Source organism: Pseudomonas sp. OG7, from assembly GCF_014192825.1.
Taxonomy (GTDB): Bacteria; Pseudomonadota; Gammaproteobacteria; order Pseudomonadales; family Pseudomonadaceae; genus Aquipseudomonas; species Aquipseudomonas monteilii.
Genome location: NZ_JACHYK010000002.1, coordinates 740,094 through 754,712, shown reverse-complemented (window position 1 = coordinate 754,712; position 14,619 = coordinate 740,094). Strand labels below are relative to the sequence as shown.

The 14,619-nt window shown below is 61.4% G+C and carries 16 protein-coding genes; 9 read left to right on the top strand and 7 right to left on the bottom strand.

What is annotated here, in order from left to right:
- Positions 1-7 precede the first annotated feature (7 nt).
- From FHW75_RS07850 to FHW75_RS07840, 3 genes are all read left to right on the top strand, one after another.
- On the top strand, positions 8-613 hold the full coding sequence (locus tag FHW75_RS07850) for an arylesterase (protein ID WP_019097588.1): 606 nt from the start codon (positions 8-10) through the stop codon (positions 611-613).
- 58 nt (positions 614-671) lie between these two features.
- Positions 672-962 carry a hypothetical protein gene (locus FHW75_RS07845; RefSeq protein WP_183673451.1) on the top strand — a complete coding sequence of 97 codons (291 nt, stop codon included), beginning with the start codon at positions 672-674 and terminating at the stop codon, positions 960-962.
- A 114-nt stretch (positions 963-1,076) separates the two neighbouring features.
- Positions 1,077-2,054 (top strand): L,D-transpeptidase family protein, encoded by a 978-nt coding sequence (locus FHW75_RS07840; RefSeq protein ID WP_016714753.1) that lies wholly within the window; start codon positions 1,077-1,079, stop codon positions 2,052-2,054.
- Positions 2,055-2,186: 132 nt separating this feature from the next.
- Here FHW75_RS07840 and oprI read toward each other — a convergent pair whose 3' ends face one another.
- The gene (gene oprI, locus FHW75_RS07835) at positions 2,187-2,438 is read right to left on the bottom strand and encodes an outer membrane lipoprotei OprI (RefSeq protein ID WP_003259780.1); all 252 of its coding nucleotides are present in this window, start codon (positions 2,436-2,438) and stop codon (positions 2,187-2,189) included.
- 508 nt (positions 2,439-2,946) lie between these two features.
- Here oprI and FHW75_RS07830 point away from each other — a divergent pair.
- Positions 2,947-3,228 carry a GNAT family N-acetyltransferase gene (locus tag FHW75_RS07830; protein ID WP_016714752.1) on the top strand — a complete coding sequence of 94 codons (282 nt, stop codon included), beginning with the start codon at positions 2,947-2,949 and terminating at the stop codon, positions 3,226-3,228.
- A gap of 64 nt (positions 3,229-3,292) precedes the next feature.
- Here the strand turns inward: FHW75_RS07830 and FHW75_RS07825 are convergent, their stop codons facing one another.
- Positions 3,293-4,369 (bottom strand): 3-deoxy-7-phosphoheptulonate synthase, encoded by a 1,077-nt coding sequence (locus FHW75_RS07825; protein ID WP_019097589.1) that lies wholly within the window; start codon positions 4,367-4,369, stop codon positions 3,293-3,295.
- Between the two features lie 232 nt (positions 4,370-4,601).
- Between FHW75_RS07825 and FHW75_RS07820 the strand changes: the two genes are divergently transcribed.
- From FHW75_RS07820 to cysB, 3 genes are all read left to right on the top strand, one after another.
- Positions 4,602-5,549, top strand: a complete 948-nt coding sequence (locus tag FHW75_RS07820; protein ID WP_183673449.1) for a putative 2-dehydropantoate 2-reductase — start codon at positions 4,602-4,604, stop codon at positions 5,547-5,549.
- Positions 5,550-5,673: 124 nt separating this feature from the next.
- Positions 5,674-6,171 carry a universal stress protein gene (locus FHW75_RS07815; RefSeq protein ID WP_016714749.1) on the top strand — a complete coding sequence of 166 codons (498 nt, stop codon included), beginning with the start codon at positions 5,674-5,676 and terminating at the stop codon, positions 6,169-6,171.
- A gap of 128 nt (positions 6,172-6,299) precedes the next feature.
- Positions 6,300-7,274 (top strand): HTH-type transcriptional regulator CysB, encoded by a 975-nt coding sequence (cysB, locus tag FHW75_RS07810; protein WP_010953293.1) that lies wholly within the window; start codon positions 6,300-6,302, stop codon positions 7,272-7,274.
- Positions 7,275-7,312: 38 nt separating this feature from the next.
- Here cysB and FHW75_RS07805 read toward each other — a convergent pair whose 3' ends face one another.
- From FHW75_RS07805 to FHW75_RS07785, 5 genes are all read right to left on the bottom strand, one after another.
- Positions 7,313-8,047: a phosphoadenylyl-sulfate reductase gene (locus tag FHW75_RS07805; RefSeq protein ID WP_019097591.1), complete on the bottom strand. Its 735-nt coding sequence runs from the start codon at positions 8,045-8,047 to the stop codon at positions 7,313-7,315.
- Positions 8,048-8,126: 79 nt separating this feature from the next.
- A complete protein-coding gene (pabB, locus tag FHW75_RS07800; RefSeq protein ID WP_183673447.1) occupies positions 8,127-9,470 on the bottom strand; it encodes an aminodeoxychorismate synthase component I in 1,344 nt (447 codons plus the stop codon).
- A gap of 124 nt (positions 9,471-9,594) precedes the next feature.
- Positions 9,595-10,575 carry an alpha-L-glutamate ligase-like protein gene (locus tag FHW75_RS07795; protein ID WP_016714746.1) on the bottom strand — a complete coding sequence of 327 codons (981 nt, stop codon included), beginning with the start codon at positions 10,573-10,575 and terminating at the stop codon, positions 9,595-9,597.
- A complete protein-coding gene (locus FHW75_RS07790; RefSeq protein WP_016714745.1) occupies positions 10,575-12,110 on the bottom strand; it encodes an inactive transglutaminase family protein in 1,536 nt (511 codons plus the stop codon). Before FHW75_RS07790 ends, FHW75_RS07795 begins: the two co-directional genes overlap by 1 nt.
- Positions 12,111-12,115: 5 nt before the next feature.
- Positions 12,116-12,652 (bottom strand): ATP-dependent zinc protease, encoded by a 537-nt coding sequence (locus tag FHW75_RS07785; RefSeq protein ID WP_016485910.1) that lies wholly within the window; start codon positions 12,650-12,652, stop codon positions 12,116-12,118.
- A gap of 305 nt (positions 12,653-12,957) precedes the next feature.
- Between FHW75_RS07785 and FHW75_RS07780 the strand changes: the two genes are divergently transcribed.
- Positions 12,958-13,674 carry a GntR family transcriptional regulator gene (locus FHW75_RS07780; RefSeq protein WP_016714744.1) on the top strand — a complete coding sequence of 239 codons (717 nt, stop codon included), beginning with the start codon at positions 12,958-12,960 and terminating at the stop codon, positions 13,672-13,674.
- Entirely contained in the window at positions 13,671-14,561 is an 891-nt protein-coding gene (gene prpB / locus FHW75_RS07775; protein ID WP_016714743.1) for a methylisocitrate lyase, read from the top strand. Before FHW75_RS07780 ends, prpB begins: the two co-directional genes overlap by 4 nt.
- Positions 14,562-14,619 lie beyond the last annotated feature (58 nt).

Sequence of the window (14,619 nt, the reverse complement as noted above, 5' to 3'; positions counted from 1 at the left end):
GAATCCGATGCGAGTGTGGTGGTTGAGTGCCGGTCTGGCCCTGTATTGCCTGGCCCAGAGCGCGGCGGCGGGAACACTGCTGATTGTTGGCGATAGTATCAGCGCCGGTTTTGGCCTGGATAGCCGCCAGGGTTGGGTCTCTTTGTTGCAGACCCGGCTTAAGGACGAAGGTTTCGACGATAAAGTGGTCAACGCCTCGATCAGCGGTGACACCAGTGCAGGTGGCCAGGCGCGGCTGCCGGCGCTGCTTGCAGCCCATAAACCGAGCCTGGTGGTGCTGGAGCTGGGCGGTAACGATGGCTTGCGTGGGCAGCCGCCTGCGCAATTGCAACAAAATCTTGCCTCGATGATTGAAAGCGCGCGCCAGGCCGGCGCCAAGGTCGTGCTGTTGGGCATGCGCCTGCCGCCCAATTATGGCGTGCGCTATACCACCGCATTCGCCAAGGTGTATGAACAGCTGGCGGCGGATAAACAGGTGCCATTGGTGCCGTTTTTCCTCGAAGGAATAGGGGGTGTGCCTGAGTTGATGCAGGCCGATGGCATCCACCCGGCCCAGGGTGCCCAGCAGCGCTTGCTGGAAAATGCCTGGCCGGCGATAAAACCCTTGCTCTGACGCTTTAAACGGGGCCGGCTTTCGGCTAATGTTGCGCCCCCCGTTTCGAGTGCCCCCGATGCCGCGCCCTGCCTGGTCCCTGTATGCCTACCAACTGATCGAGCCCGATGAGCAGCTCGACCTGTTCGCCTGCCAGGAAATCCGCGTTCACCTGGTGGCTCGCCAGCTTGAGCTGGGCGTGCCGGTAGACCGCACCCTGTGCGGCGGCCTGCTGCCTGCGCAGCCGCGCTGGTCGGCCGTGCCGCGCGCCATCTACCGTGACAACCGCCTGTGTGACCTGTGCCGTGCCATCCTCGATGCCCAGCGGCGCGGCATGCGCCCGGTCTGGCCAGAGCTGCAGGCCAGCTGAGCGGCAAGCACCTTTCATCATCTGAAACGCTTGCATGGGCGCCAATGCCTCCCGCTTGCATCAAGGCGGGTGTACAATCGTTCCTCTTGACCTATCTTTCGAAGGATTTACCGGATGTTGCCGCGCTTTCCTGTCGTCACCCGTAGCCTGTCCCTGGCCGCCCTGCTGGTAGCGGGCCCCGCTGCTGCGCTGGAATTGCCACTGCCACCGCCCGGTGAAGACATCGTCGGCCAGGTGCATACGATCAAGGCCAAGTACGAGGACACGTTCGCCGACATCGGCACCGCCAACGACCTCGGCTATCTGGAAATGATCGCCGCCAACCCGGGCGTCGATCCGTGGCTACCGGGCGCCGGCACCGAGATCATCCTGCCGACCCGCTACATCCTGCCGCCGGGCCCGCGTGAAGGTATCGTCATCAACCTTGCCGAGTACCGTATGTATTACTTTCCGAAAGGGCAGAACGTAGTGCATACCTTCCCGCTGGGTATTGGTCGTGAGGGGTGGGGGTCGCCGATCGCCAACACCAAGATCACCGCCAAAACGCCGAACCCGACCTGGACGCCACCTGCCTCTATCCGTAAAGAACACGCCGCAGACGGCGACATCCTGCCGGCCGTGGTGCCAGCAGGTCCGGATAACCCGCTGGGGCCGTTCAAGTTCACCTTGGGCGTGCCGGGCTATCTGATCCACGGGTCGAACAAGAAGTTCGGCATCGGCATGCGTACCAGTCACGGTTGCTTCCGCATGCTCAACAACAACGTGCTGGAACTGTCGAAGATGGTGCCGGTCGGTACGCCGGTACGCATCATCAACGAGCCCTACAAGTTCGGTATCAGTGGCGGCAAGGTCTATCTGGAGGCGCACACGCCGCTGGACGACCAGGGTAACCCGTCGGTGGTCGACAAACACACTGCGGTTATCAACGCCTTGCTCAAGCGGGAAGACCTGGCCAACAACCTGCGCATGAACTGGGACATGGTGCGTGACGTGGTGGCTGCAGAAGATGGCATGCCGGTAGAAATTGCCGTGCCGGTGCAAAACCAGGGCAATGCGCCGATGGTGACGAGCATACCGCCCGAACTGCAGTAAGGTATTCGCGACACACCCGGGCCCGCCTCAGTGCGGGCCTTTTCGTATCTGCGGGGCGCGTTTGCGTTGTATACAGGCAATAAAAAAGCCGACCCACAAGTGGGTCGGCTCCATAACAATCCGTGAGGACTATTACTTGCGGCTGGCTTTGTCCAGCATACGCAGAGCGCGCTCGTTGGCTTCGTCAGCGGTCTGCTGAGCCTTCTGAGCGGCTGCCAGTGCGTCGTCAGCCTTACGGTAGGCTTCGTCAGCACGAGCTTGAGCGCGAGCTGCTGCGTCTTCAGTCGCAGTCAGACGAGCTTCGGTTTCTTTGGATACGCTGCTGCAACCGGTAGCCAGAACTGCGGCCAGAGCCAGAGCAGAGAATTTCAGAACGTTGTTCATCGTGTTCCCCTTCAAGGACTTTCTATTAAATAGCCATCTCTCAGGAAAAGAGAAACTGGCCGGCGTACATAGTACCCATTACTTGTAGTAAGTAAACTGACTGAGCGCAAGAACTGCAAAAAAAATGTTGCTTGACGCCGTGCCGACAAGATTTGCGACGCGTGTGTGAAAAAAACGTGCAGGGTTCGCAAGCGGTTGTACTACAGGAACTTTTTTGTTGAACTAAGGGTGACTTTAACTGTCCTTCGACGTCTTAAGCCCTACAACATCCGGTGGCTGTTGAACGTGCAGGGAAGAGTCGCATTCCGGGCATTTTCGCCATTTTTAGCCGCTACCGCCTTGAGCAATCCCGTTTGCGGCGCCTACTATCTTGTGAGTGCCAGAGAATCCGAACGATTGCAATCGTCCAGAGGTCGAAGGGGCAACAGGTGGCATAGAGGATTCTGTGCCGGATAAACCACCATCGGTGAAGGTATGGGTCTGCCGAGAAGACCTGCGAGGAGTAGTGATGAGCGAAGCGCTGACCATCCACCATGACCAGGCCGGTCATCAGTTCGAGACCAACGTGGACGGTCATCGTGCCTACCTGACGTACATGGATCTGGGCAAGCAGACGCTGGACATCTATCGCACCTTCGTGCCGAACGCCTTGCGGGGCCGCGGGATTGCCGCCGCGTTGACCGAGCAGGCCTTGGCGTACGCCGAGCAAATGGGTTACACGGTCATTCCGTCCTGCTCGTATGTGGAACGCTACATGGAGCGCCAGCAGCGGCATTCCAGCAAGGCCTGAGCTGCCGAAAGGCATCAGATACAAAAACGCCGGGCAATGCCCGGCGTTTTGTTTATTGCAATGCTCAGCCGCGCTTACGCTGCGGTAGCACATCCTTGAGCTTGGTACGCATGCTGCGCAGGGTTTTCTCGGTAGCCGACCAGTCGATGCAGGCATCGGTGATCGAGACGCCATACTGCAACTCTTCCAGGTTTTTCGGGATCGACTGGCAGCCCCAGTTCAGGTGGCTCTCGACCATCAGGCCGATGATCGACTGGTTGCCTTCGAGGATCTGGTTGGCAACGTTCTCCATCACCAGCGGTTGCAGGGCCGGGTCCTTGTTGGAGTTGGCGTGGCTGCAATCGACCATGATGTTGGCCTTGATCCTGGCCTTGGCCAGGTCCTGCTCGCACAGGGCGACGCTGACCGAGTCGTAGTTCGGCTTGCCGTTGCCGCCGCGCAGTACCACATGGCCGTAAGGGTTGCCCTTGGTGGTGACGATCGACACGCCGCCTTCCTGGTTGATGCCGAGGAAGCGGTGTGGCTTGGAGACCGACTGCAAGGCGTTGATGGCAACGGTCAGGCCGCCGTCGGTGCCGTTCTTGAAGCCGACCGCCGAAGACAGGCCCGAGGCCATCTCGCGGTGGGTTTGCGATTCGGTGGTGCGGGCGCCGATGGCCGACCAGCTGATCAGGTCTTGCAGGTATTGCGGGGAAATCGGGTCGAGCGCCTCGGTGGCGGTCGGCAGGCCCATCTCGGCCAGGTCCAGCAGCAGCTGACGGCCAATGTGCAGGCCGTCCTGGATCTTGAACGAGTCATCCAGGTACGGGTCGTTGATCAGGCCTTTCCAGCCCACGGTGGTGCGTGGTTTTTCGAAGTACACGCGCATGACCAGGTACAGCGTATCGGACACTTCTTCGGCCAGCACCTTCAGGCGCTCGGCGTACTCGTGGGCGGCCTTGATGTCGTGGATGGAGCAAGGGCCGACCACGACGAACAGGCGATGGTCCTTGCCGTCGAGAATATTGCGCACCACTTCACGGCCGGCAGTCACGGTCTGCAGGGCCTTGGCGCTGAGGGGGATTTCCTTCTTGAGCTGATCGGGGGTGATCAGGGTCTCGTTGGAGGCAACGTTCAAGTCATCGATCGGTAAATCAGCCATCGTGTTACTCGTCAGGTCACGGGTGCCGGCCGCCAGCTATCCCCGTGCGGCCCAGCAGCAAGAATATTCGCAGCGGGGAGCCGAACCTTAGCGCGTTACAGGTGGCGCGACAATGGGCTTGGCCCAGTCATTGTGGGGTTTTTCCGTGTTCGAGTGCGTTGCGCGCGAATGGGCTGCCCAGCGCTGCGTAACCTGTGTAAAAAGAGGGCTGACTTCATACTCGGAGATCGGCATGCATCCACACACCCCTCGCATCGGTATCATCGGCAGTGGCGCCATCGGCGGCTTTTATGGGTTGATGCTGGCCCGGGCCGGTTTCGATGTGCATTTTCTGTTGCGCAGCGAGTACCAGGCCGTCAGGGAGCAAGGGCTGACCCTGGACAGTGACGTGCATGGTGCGTTGCAGATGCAGGTGCAAGCCTATGCCAGTGCCGCCGACATGCCGCCTTGCGACTGGTTGCTGATCGGTGCCAAGGCCACCAGCAATGATCAGCTCGCACCTCTGGTCGTGCAGGCCGCCGCACCCGGCGCCAAGGTCGTACTGCTGCAGAACGGCCTGGGGGTGGAGGAGCAATTGCGCCCGTCCTTGCGTAGCGACATGCATCTGCTGGGCGGCCTGTGCTTCATCTGCGTCAACCGTCATGCGCCAGGTGTGATCCGCCATCAGGCACTCGGGGCTGTCAACCTGGGTTACCACAGTGGGCCGGCAAGTGACGGCGGTACCGGGCTGGTCGATGAAGGGGTGGCGTTGTTCAAACGCGCGGGCATCGATTCGCAGGCCATGCCAAATCTCGACGCGGCGCGCTGGCAGAAGCTGGTGTGGAACGTGCCCTACAATGGGCTGTCGGTGCTGCTGGGGGCTAGCACCACGCCGCTGATGGCAGACAGTCACAGCCGTGATCTCATCCAGGCATTGATGGCCGAGGTGGTGCAGGGCGCTGCAGCCTGTGGCCACGTGTTGCCTAAGGGGTATGCCGAGCACTTGTTCCAGGTTACAGAGCGCATGCCCGACTACTGGCCAAGCATGTATCACGACCATACGTTCAAACGCCCACTGGAATTGCAGGCTATCTATGCCGAGCCGCTGGCACGTGCGCGTGCGGCAGGTTGCTGCTTGCCGCGTATGGAAATGCTCTATCAGGCGCTGAGCTTTCTCGACAGCAACCACCGGCCTCACTGAGGGCGGCACTGACCTCGGCTGGGCGCTTCAGCCCGCACCAGTAGCGCGCCGGACGGCAAAGCGTGCATCCGGCGCGCTGCTAAGCTGAAGCTTGCTCTGCCGCTGCGGCAGTCGAGGAGGTCGAATGATCCGCTCCATGCTGTACGCCACCGACCTCGGTGTCTACGCACCTTTTGTGATGCAACACGCGCTGGCACTGGCGCGTACGTTCAATGCCGAGTTGTATGTGATCCATGCGGTGGAACCCATGGGGCAGTTCGCCGAATCCCTCCTGCAAAGCTACCTTGATGAGCAGACGCTTGACCAGTTGCACAGCCAGGGCGTGAACACGGTGATGGCCAACATCGAGCAGCGCGTGCTGGAAAACTTTCGTGATGAGCTGGGCGAGGAGGCCGACCTCGCGGTGATCAAGGCGGTGCGGGTACGCCAAGGTGACCCCGCGCAGGTAATCCTTGACCAGGCACAGCGGTTGAGTGTCGACCTGCTGATCTTCGGCAGCCACAGCGCCGGTGCCGGCGTGGATGTACCGCTGGGGCGAACGGCGGTTCGGCTGCTGCAGCTGTCGCCGGTGCCGGTGTACATGGTGCCGTTGGCGCAGCACTTGGGGCGTAGAAAAGCATGAAGATGGCTGTAGGCTATTTCCGGGGGCATGTAACAAAATAGTTCTAGATTTATTTCCAGAACCACTAATATAGTTATATATCGTCGCTGCCTGCTGCCGCGGACTCATCGCTGAACCGAGGGGAACCTATGAAGCTTCAACAACTGCGCTACATCTGGGAAGTGGCGCACCATGACCTCAACGTCTCCGCGACGGCGCAGAGCCTGTATACCTCCCAGCCAGGTATCAGCAAGCAGATCCGCCTGCTCGAAGACGAACTGGGTGTTGAAGTCTTTGCGCGTAGCGGCAAGCACCTGACCCGCGTCACGCCGGCCGGCGAGCGCATCATCAATACCGCCGGCGAAATCCTGCGCAAGGTCGAAAGCATCAAGCAGATTGCCCAGGAGTTCTCTAACGAGAAGAAGGGTACGCTGTCCATCGCCACCACCCACACTCAGGCGCGCTATGCCTTGCCGCCGGTGATCAGTAGCTTCATCAAGCAATACCCGGAAGTGTCCCTGCACATGCACCAGGGTTCGCCCATGCAGATCGCCGAGATGGCAGCAGACGGCACGGTAGACTTCGCCATCGCCACCGAGGCACTAGAGCTGTTCGGCGACCTGATCATGATGCCGTGCTACAAGTGGAACCGTTGCGTGGTGGTGCCGCAGGGTCACCCGCTGGCCAAGCTGCCGAAACTCACTCTGGAAGCGGTTGCCGAATACCCGATCGTTACCTATGTGTTCGGTTTTACCGGGCGCTCGAAGCTGGACGAAGCGTTCAACCACCGCGGCCTCACGCCGAAAGTGGTGTTCACCGCGGCCGACGCCGACGTTATCAAGACCTATGTGCGCCTGGGGCTGGGCGTGGGTATCGTGGCGGGCATGGCTGTGGATGCCAAGCTCGACAGCGACCTGGTGGCGCTGGATGCCAGCGAGCTGTTCGAGGCCAGTATCACGAAGATCGGCTTCCGCCGTGGCACCTTCCTGCGTGGCTTCATGTGCGACTTCATCGAGAAGTTCGCCCCGCACCTGACCCGCGAAGTGATGGCCAAGGCCATTCAATGCCATAACAAGCAGGAACTGGAAGAGCTGTTCGAAGGTGTCGAACTGCCGGTGCACTGATCCGCAAATGCAGGGGCTGCAAAGCAGCCCCGGTTATTTCAAGCCTTGCTGATCAGGTTGCCCGCGTGCAACCCGCATTCCTTCTGTGTCGACTCTTCCCACCACCAGCGCCCCTCGCGCTCATGCTGGTTCGGCAGCACCGGCCGGGTGCAAGGCTCGCAGCCAATGCTGATGAAGCCGCGCTCATGCAGGCTGTTGTACGGCAGCTCAAGCATGCGGATATAACCCCACACTTCCTCGCTGCTCATCTGCGCCAGCGGGTTGAACTTGTAAAGCGTGCGCTCGGGTGTGGAGAAGGCGCTGTCGATTTCCAGTGCCGCTACCTGGCTGCGGGTGCCCGGGCTCTGGTCGCGGCGCTGGCCGGTGGCCCAGGCGCTCACGGTAGCCAGCTTGCGGCGCAGCGGCTCGATCTTGCGGATGCCGCAGCACTCGCCGTGGCCGTCCTTGTAGAAGCTGAACAGGCCCTTTTCTTTCACGAACGGGTCAAGCCTGTCGCGGTCCGGGCTGAGGATTTCGATTGGCAGGTTGTACTGCTCGCGCACCTGGTCGATGAACCGGTAGGTCTCCGGGTGCAGTCGGCCGGTGTCGAGGCTGAACACCTTGACCTGCTTGTTCAGCTTCCAGGCCATGTCGACCAGCACCACGTCCTCGGCGCCGCTGAAGGAGATCCACAGGTCATCACCAAAGTGCTCGAAGGCAAGCTTGAGGATGTCCTGCGGGGACTTGTTGGCATAGGTCGCGGCCAGGGCGGCGACGTCGAAGGGTTGGCTCATCAGGCGGTTTCCATCTTGGCTGTGGCGCTGTGCGCTCGTAGTAAGGTGATGGTAACAAAAAAACGCGGGCTAGACGGACTCACAAGCCCTGCAAGGTCTGCATCAACACCCGCACTTTGGCGATCGACTCTTCATATTCGGCCTGCCATTCGGAGTCAGCCACTACCGCGCCGCCACCCCAGCAGCTGACCTGGCCGTTTTTGACCAGCAGGCTGCGAATGGCAATCGAGCTGTCCATCTCGCCGCGCACATCCACATACAGCAGCGAGCCGCAGTACAGCGCCCGCCGCGCAGGTTCCAGCTCGTCGATGATCTGCATGGCGCGAATTTTCGGCGCGCCGGTGATCGATCCGCCGGGGAAACTGTCGCCGATCAGGTCCAGGGCATCCTTGTCGCTGGCAAGCTGGCCGGTGACACTGCTGACCAGGTGATGGACGTTGGGGTAGCTCTCCAGGCTGAACAGCTCCGGTACTTTCACCGAGCCGATTTCGCAGCTGCGCCCCAGGTCGTTGCGCAGCAGGTCGACAATCATCAGATTTTCCGAGCGGTCCTTGGGGCTGCGCAGCAGCTCCTCGGCATTGCGTGCGTCTTCATCTGGGTCGCTGGCGCGCGGGCGGGTGCCTTTGATTGGCCGGGTTTCCACCTGGCCCTCGCTGACACGGATGAAGCGCTCGGGCGAAAAGCTCAGCAAGGCGCTGCCGTCAGCCAATTGCTGGTAGCCGGAAAACGGCGTGGGGCATACCTTGCGCAGGGCCTGGTAAGCTCGCCAGGGGTCACCCTGGCAGGGGGCGCGGAAGCGTTGAGTCAGGTTGATTTGATAGCAGTCACCGGCCTGGATGTAGCGCTGTACCTGGTCGAAAGCGGCTTTGTACTGTTCCGGCTGCAGGTCACCAGCCATTGGGGCGAGCAACTGGAAGTCACCGGTTTCGGTGCAGCGACTGCCTTCGAACAGGCCGATCAGGCGTTCTCGCTCGTCGCTTGCCAGGCTCGGGTGGAACACCAACTGGCTGGTACCTTGCAGGTGGTCGCTGACCAGGGCCCAGGTGTACAGGCCCAGTTGCGCGTCAGGCAGGCCGAGGTCGTCCACAGCCAGGCTTGGCAGGTGTTCCAGCCGACGGCCGAAGTCGTAGCTCAGGTAGCCGATCAGGCCACCGGCAAAGGGCAGTTCAACGCCCTTGGGCAAGCCTGCGTGGCCCAGTTGCGCCAGGCCGGCACGCAGGCGCTGGAGGAAGGCGCGGCCGTCTTCATCGGGCTTCGCTTGCAACTGTTGCAGCGGCCAGGCGCTGAGCAGGTCGAAGCGACCGCGTTCGGCGCCGGGGCGGGCGCTGTCGAGCAGGATCGCGCCGGGGGCCTGGCGCAGGCGGGCGAAATAGGCAGCAGGGTCGGGCTGGTAGGGCAGGGGGTGCAGCGTACAGGTCGGCATCAGTGTGGACGGCGATGTAAAAGCGAGGAGGGCGATTGTAGACCTGTGTAGGAAAAGCGCCTAGCACTGGGCGCGACATTCAACATTGTGTTTTATGCAGGGGCTGCAAAGCAGCCCCAATATTTCAGCGGTTGGGCACGTGCCCGAACAACCCCTGTGCTACACGAACGCGCTGTTCGGCATCTTCAGTAATACCATCTTTTGCCAGCGCTTCAATGTGCGCCTCAATGGCATGGGTGCGCTGGGTCAGGCCGCAGTCGTTGGCAATCTGGATGTTCAGGCCCGGGCGGGCGTTGAGTTCCAGAATCAGCGGGCCTTTGTCCTGGTCCAGCACCATGTCCACGCCAATGTAGCCCAGGCCGCACAGCTCATAGCAGCCGGCCGCCAGCTTCATGAAACCATCCCAGTTCGGCAGTTGCACGCCGTCCACCGCATTGGTGGTGTCCGGGTGCTTGCTGATGATGTTGTTCAGCCAGGTGCCGCGCAGGGTCACGCCGGTGGCCAGGTCAACACCCACGCCGATGGCGCCCTGGTGCAGGTTGGCCTTGCCGCCAGACTGGCGGGTCGGCAGGCGCAGCATGGCCATGACCGGGTAGCCCATCAGCACGATGATGCGGATGTCCGGCACGCCTTCGTAGCTGATGCTCTTGAAGATCTGGTCGGGGGTAACCCGGTACTCGATCAGCGCGCGGTCGCGGTGGCCGCCCAGCGAGTACAGGCCGGTGAGGATGCTCGAGATCTGGTGCTCGATTTCCTCATGGCTGATGATCTTGCCCGACACTGTGCGGTAGCGGTCCTCGAAGCGGTCGGCGATGACCAGGATGCCATCACCGCCGGCACCCTGCGCCGGCTTGATGACGAAGTCGCTGCGCCCGCCAATGATCTGGTCGAGCTTTTCGATCTCTTTTTCGGTCTCGATGATGCCGTACATTTCCGGCACATGGATGCCGGCCGCCAGGGCACGCTCCTTGGTGATGATCTTGTCGTCGACAATCGGGTACAGGTGGCGCTTGTTGTACTTCAACACGTAGTCCGCGTTACGCCGGTTGATACCCATGATGCCCCGGGCCTCCAGGGCTTTCCACGTCTTGATCAGGCCAAACATCAGGCGTCAGCCTTCTTCAGGAATGCCTTGAAGCGCACGAGCTCGGTCAGGCGGTAACCGCGGTAGCGGCCCATCGCCAGCATGAAGCCCACCAGGATCAACAGCACGGCAGGGAAGGTGAACACGAAGTACACCAGTTCCGGCACCATCATCAGCAGGTGCGCAAGCGACGCGGCGAACAGGGTGCCGATGGCCACTTTCATGGCATGACCACCGCCACGTTCTTCCCAGGTAATGGACAGGCGTTCGATGGTCATGGTCAGGATCACCATCGGGAACAGTGCCACCGACAGCCCGCGCTCAAGGCCCAGCTTGTGGCTGAACAGGCTGATGGCGGCGATCAGTACCACGACAAAGGTGAGTACCACCGACAGGCGCGGCAGCATCTGCAGCTTGAGGTGTTCCAGGTACGAGCGTAGCGACAGGCCCAAGGCCGTGATGACCGTGAACAGCACGATGCCGAAGCCCAGCTGGGTCTCGCGGAAGGCCAGGGCGATCAGTACCGGGGTGAAGGTGCCCAGGGTCTGCAGGCCGATCAGGTTGCGCAATACCAGGATCACCAGCACGCCGATCGGGATCATCACCATGATCATGAAGGTTTGCTGGGTCTGCAGCGGCAAGCCGTACAGCGAGTATTCGAGGAAGTCGGCGTCGGTGTTCTCGTCGGTCAGCTTGGCCAGGCGGATGGCGTTCATCTCGCTGTTGTTCATGCTGAAGGTGACGTTGGCTTTCTTGCCGCCATCGACGGTGATCAGGTTGTCGTCACCGGTCCACCACAGCAGGCGGTCGCTAGGCAGACCCTGCTCGCCCGTGTCCGGGTTGAAGTACAACCAGTCGTTACCGTTGAAACTGCGCAGCCACAGCTCCGGGGTTTGCGGGGTATCGGCCACCAGGCGGATGGTGTGCACCTTCTCCATCGGCACATGGGCAATCGACAGCAGCAGGTCGATGATCTGGGCCTTTTTCATTGGCGAGGTGTCGCCGGCCAGCAGCAGCTTGACGTTGTCGTCGTTGAGGTTGTTGACCCGCTTGATGGTCTCGCTGACGAAGGTCTCGACGTCGGCGGAGTGCTGGCGAATCGGCGCCATCAGGGCTTCGGCGGCAATCTTCTCGGGGCCTTCGATCGCCAGGCTGTCACGGAAGGTCGGGCCTTTGACGGTGGTCTTCTCGTTGCTGTAGCGCTTGGTCAGCACCAGGCGGTAGTACAGGGTCTGGTTGCCGCTGGCGCGGCGGGCCGACCAGGTAACCTTGCGGTTGCCGTCGGCGCGGTTGACGCTGACCCCGTAGTTGTTGGAGATGAAGCTCTCGTTAAGGCTGACGTAGTCGCGGTTCAGCGGTGGCACGAACATCTGCACCTTGACCGGGTCCTTGGTGCTGGCCACGAACTCGACCTTGGCGTCGATGTTCCACAGGTCGTCGGTTTCATCCTCGGTCACCGGGATGCCGAGGAAGAAGATCTGATAAGCCGTGACCGCCACGCCCAGCAGCACCAGCACGGTGATCAGGACTTTCAGATGGAGGGTAAGAGAGCGCATCGGGATTACTCTGCTTTGGGAGCGTCGGTGGCACAGGCAGGTTTGCCGGCCGCATATTTAAGGCTTGGGTCGACCAGCGCGTCGAAGTGCTTGAGCGCCTCGGAGCCGATCAGCAGCGGGAACTGGAACGCGCTGCGGTCGGTGAGGTTGACTTCGATGGTGCGCATGGCCTGGCCCATGCAGATTTCGAGTTCGATGACCGGGCGGGCGGTATAGGCCTTGCCCGATTCGGCATCATAGTCGCCGGCCCGGCGCTTGATCTTGCTCACGCGTGCCAGCGGGCGTTCGATCGGGTGCGAGTGCGCCGCATCGATGGCCAGGTAGAAGCGCACCCAGCTTTCGCCGTTGCGCTTGAAACGCTTGATGTCGCGGGCGCTGAGCGATGCGGTCTTGGCACCGGTATCGAGCTTGGCGGCCACTTCCAGGTCCAGGTCGCCCAGGCGGGCGTATTCGTTGAGACCATACACGGTCTTGCCCGCCGCCTGGCCAAGGGCCGGTAGCAGGGTGAGGCATAGCAGCAATAAAACGGGTGTAAGTCTCATAATCCTGGCGCGGTGCAGTGCAAGGTTCGGGCTATGTTAAGGGCAAGGCGACTGGCAACGACTGCGCAAGCTTCCTCGTTAATCTGTCAACAAGCATGAATGGATGACAGACAGGCTATCCATACCCCATCGGAGGCGCGGCATTCTATCACGCCGACGTCTTGACGCCAGCGGTGCGCGATCTGACAGCATCGAGAGGGTGATAGTTCGTTCTTAGACGATTGTCGACAATATTCATTTTGTCTTTGACTTGGAGTGCTCTGTTCGTTAATTTCTGGCGAAGAGTTTTTCAAGGTGTCGACAATATGCAGGACCTTTCCACCCCCAGCCCAGTGCAGGCAGACGAAACGGAAACCCTTTCCGAAAACGTCTTCCGGCGCATCCAGGCGGCCATCGTCAAAGGTGAAATCGCCCCCGGCAGCAAGATCTCCGAGCCGGAGCTGGCGCGCACCTATGGCATCAGCCGCGGGCCGCTGCGCGAGGCCATTCACCGCCTCGAAGGCCAGCGTCTGCTGGTGCGCGTGCCGCATGTGGGGGCGCGGGTTGTGTCACTCAACCACGCCGAGCTGATCGAGCTGTACGAAATCCGTGAATCGCTCGAAGGCATGGCCTGCCGGCTGGCCGCCGAGCGCATGAGCCAGGCGGACATCGACGAGCTGCGCCGGGTGCTCGACACCCACGAGCGCGATGCCGCGTTCCAGGCCGGCCTGGGTTATTACCAGCAGGAAGGCGACTACGACTTCCATTACCGGATTATCCAGGGCAGCGGCAACCAGACCCTGGTCAAGATGCTGTGTGGCGAGCTGTACCAACTGGTGCGCATGTACCGCATCCAGTTCTCGGCCACGCCCAACCGTCCACGCCAGGCGTTTTCCGAGCACCACCGCATTCTCGATGCCATCGCCGACCGTGACGGCGAACTGGCCGAACTCCTGATGCGCCGCCACATCGGCGCGTCCAAGCGCAATATCGAGCGTCACTACCTGGACGCCCACAACAACAGCCCACGAGGTGAGAAATGACTGTGAAGAGCACCCCCGGTCAGCGTTTCCGCGACGCCGTTGCCGCTGAACACCCGCTGCAGGTGGTTGGCACCATCAACGCCAACCATGCCCTGCTGGCCAAGCGCGCCGGCTTCAAGGCCATCTACCTGTCCGGTGGCGGCGTGGCCGCCGGCTCCCTGGGCCTGCCGGACCTGGGTATCAGTGGCCTGGACGACGTGCTCACCGACGTGCGCCGCATCACCGACGTGTGCGACCTGCCGTTGCTGGTGGATGTCGACACCGGCTTCGGGGCCTCGGCTTTCAACGTTGCCCGTACCGTGCGTTCGATGAGCAAGTTCGGTGCTGCCGCCATCCATATCGAGGATCAGGTGGGCGCCAAGCGCTGTGGTCACCGCCCGAACAAGGAAATCGTCAGCCAGCAGGAAATGGTCGACCGCATCAAGGCCGCCGTCGATGCCCGCACTGATGACAGCTTCGTGATCATGGCGCGTACCGATGCCCTGGCCGTCGAAGGCCTGAACGCTGCCCTGGACCGTGCCGAGGCCTGTATCGAGGCTGGCGCCGACATGATCTTCCCGGAAGCCATTACCGAACTGCAGATGTACAAGACGTTCGCTGACCGGGTGAAGGCACCGATCCTGGCCAACATCACCGAGTTCGGCGCCACGCCGCTGTACACCACCGAAGAGCTGGCCTCGGTCGACGTGTCGCTGGTGCTGTACCCGCTGTCGGCGTTCCGTGCCATGAACAAGGCAGCCGAGAACGTGTACACCGCACTGCGCCGCGACGGCACGCAGAAGAACGTGATCGACACCATGCAGACCCGCATGGAGCTCTACGATGCCATTGGTTACCACGCCTTCGAGCAGAGCCTCGATGCGCTGTTTGCCCAGAAGAAGGGCTGAGCAACACCCCGAATTAGCCAGAAAGCATCCATAACAAATTCAAGAAAGGAGAATCACC

Bases quoted from the DNA above. Each gene is read 5' to 3' on its own strand.
- FHW75_RS07850 (WP_019097588.1), top strand. From the start codon at position 8: ATGCGAGTGTGGTGGTTGAGTGCCGGTCTGGCCCTGTATTGCCTGGCC.
- FHW75_RS07845 (WP_183673451.1), top strand. From the start codon at position 672: ATGCCGCGCCCTGCCTGGTCCCTGTATGCCTACCAACTGATCGAGCCC.
- FHW75_RS07840 (WP_016714753.1), top strand. From the start codon at position 1,077: ATGTTGCCGCGCTTTCCTGTCGTCACCCGTAGCCTGTCCCTGGCCGCC.
- oprI (WP_003259780.1), bottom strand. From the start codon at position 2,438: ATGAACAACGTTCTGAAATTCTCTGCTCTGGCTCTGGCCGCAGTTCTG.
- FHW75_RS07830 (WP_016714752.1), top strand. From the start codon at position 2,947: ATGAGCGAAGCGCTGACCATCCACCATGACCAGGCCGGTCATCAGTTC.
- FHW75_RS07825 (WP_019097589.1), bottom strand. From the start codon at position 4,369: ATGGCTGATTTACCGATCGATGACTTGAACGTTGCCTCCAACGAGACC.
- FHW75_RS07820 (WP_183673449.1), top strand. From the start codon at position 4,602: ATGCATCCACACACCCCTCGCATCGGTATCATCGGCAGTGGCGCCATC.
- FHW75_RS07815 (WP_016714749.1), top strand. From the start codon at position 5,674: ATGATCCGCTCCATGCTGTACGCCACCGACCTCGGTGTCTACGCACCT.
- cysB (WP_010953293.1), top strand. From the start codon at position 6,300: ATGAAGCTTCAACAACTGCGCTACATCTGGGAAGTGGCGCACCATGAC.
- FHW75_RS07805 (WP_019097591.1), bottom strand. From the start codon at position 8,047: ATGAGCCAACCCTTCGACGTCGCCGCCCTGGCCGCGACCTATGCCAAC.
- pabB (WP_183673447.1), bottom strand. From the start codon at position 9,470: ATGCCGACCTGTACGCTGCACCCCCTGCCCTACCAGCCCGACCCTGCT.
- FHW75_RS07795 (WP_016714746.1), bottom strand. From the start codon at position 10,575: ATGTTTGGCCTGATCAAGACGTGGAAAGCCCTGGAGGCCCGGGGCATC.
- FHW75_RS07790 (WP_016714745.1), bottom strand. From the start codon at position 12,110: ATGCGCTCTCTTACCCTCCATCTGAAAGTCCTGATCACCGTGCTGGTG.
- FHW75_RS07785 (WP_016485910.1), bottom strand. From the start codon at position 12,652: ATGAGACTTACACCCGTTTTATTGCTGCTATGCCTCACCCTGCTACCG.
- FHW75_RS07780 (WP_016714744.1), top strand. From the start codon at position 12,958: ATGCAGGACCTTTCCACCCCCAGCCCAGTGCAGGCAGACGAAACGGAA.
- prpB (WP_016714743.1), top strand. From the start codon at position 13,671: ATGACTGTGAAGAGCACCCCCGGTCAGCGTTTCCGCGACGCCGTTGCC.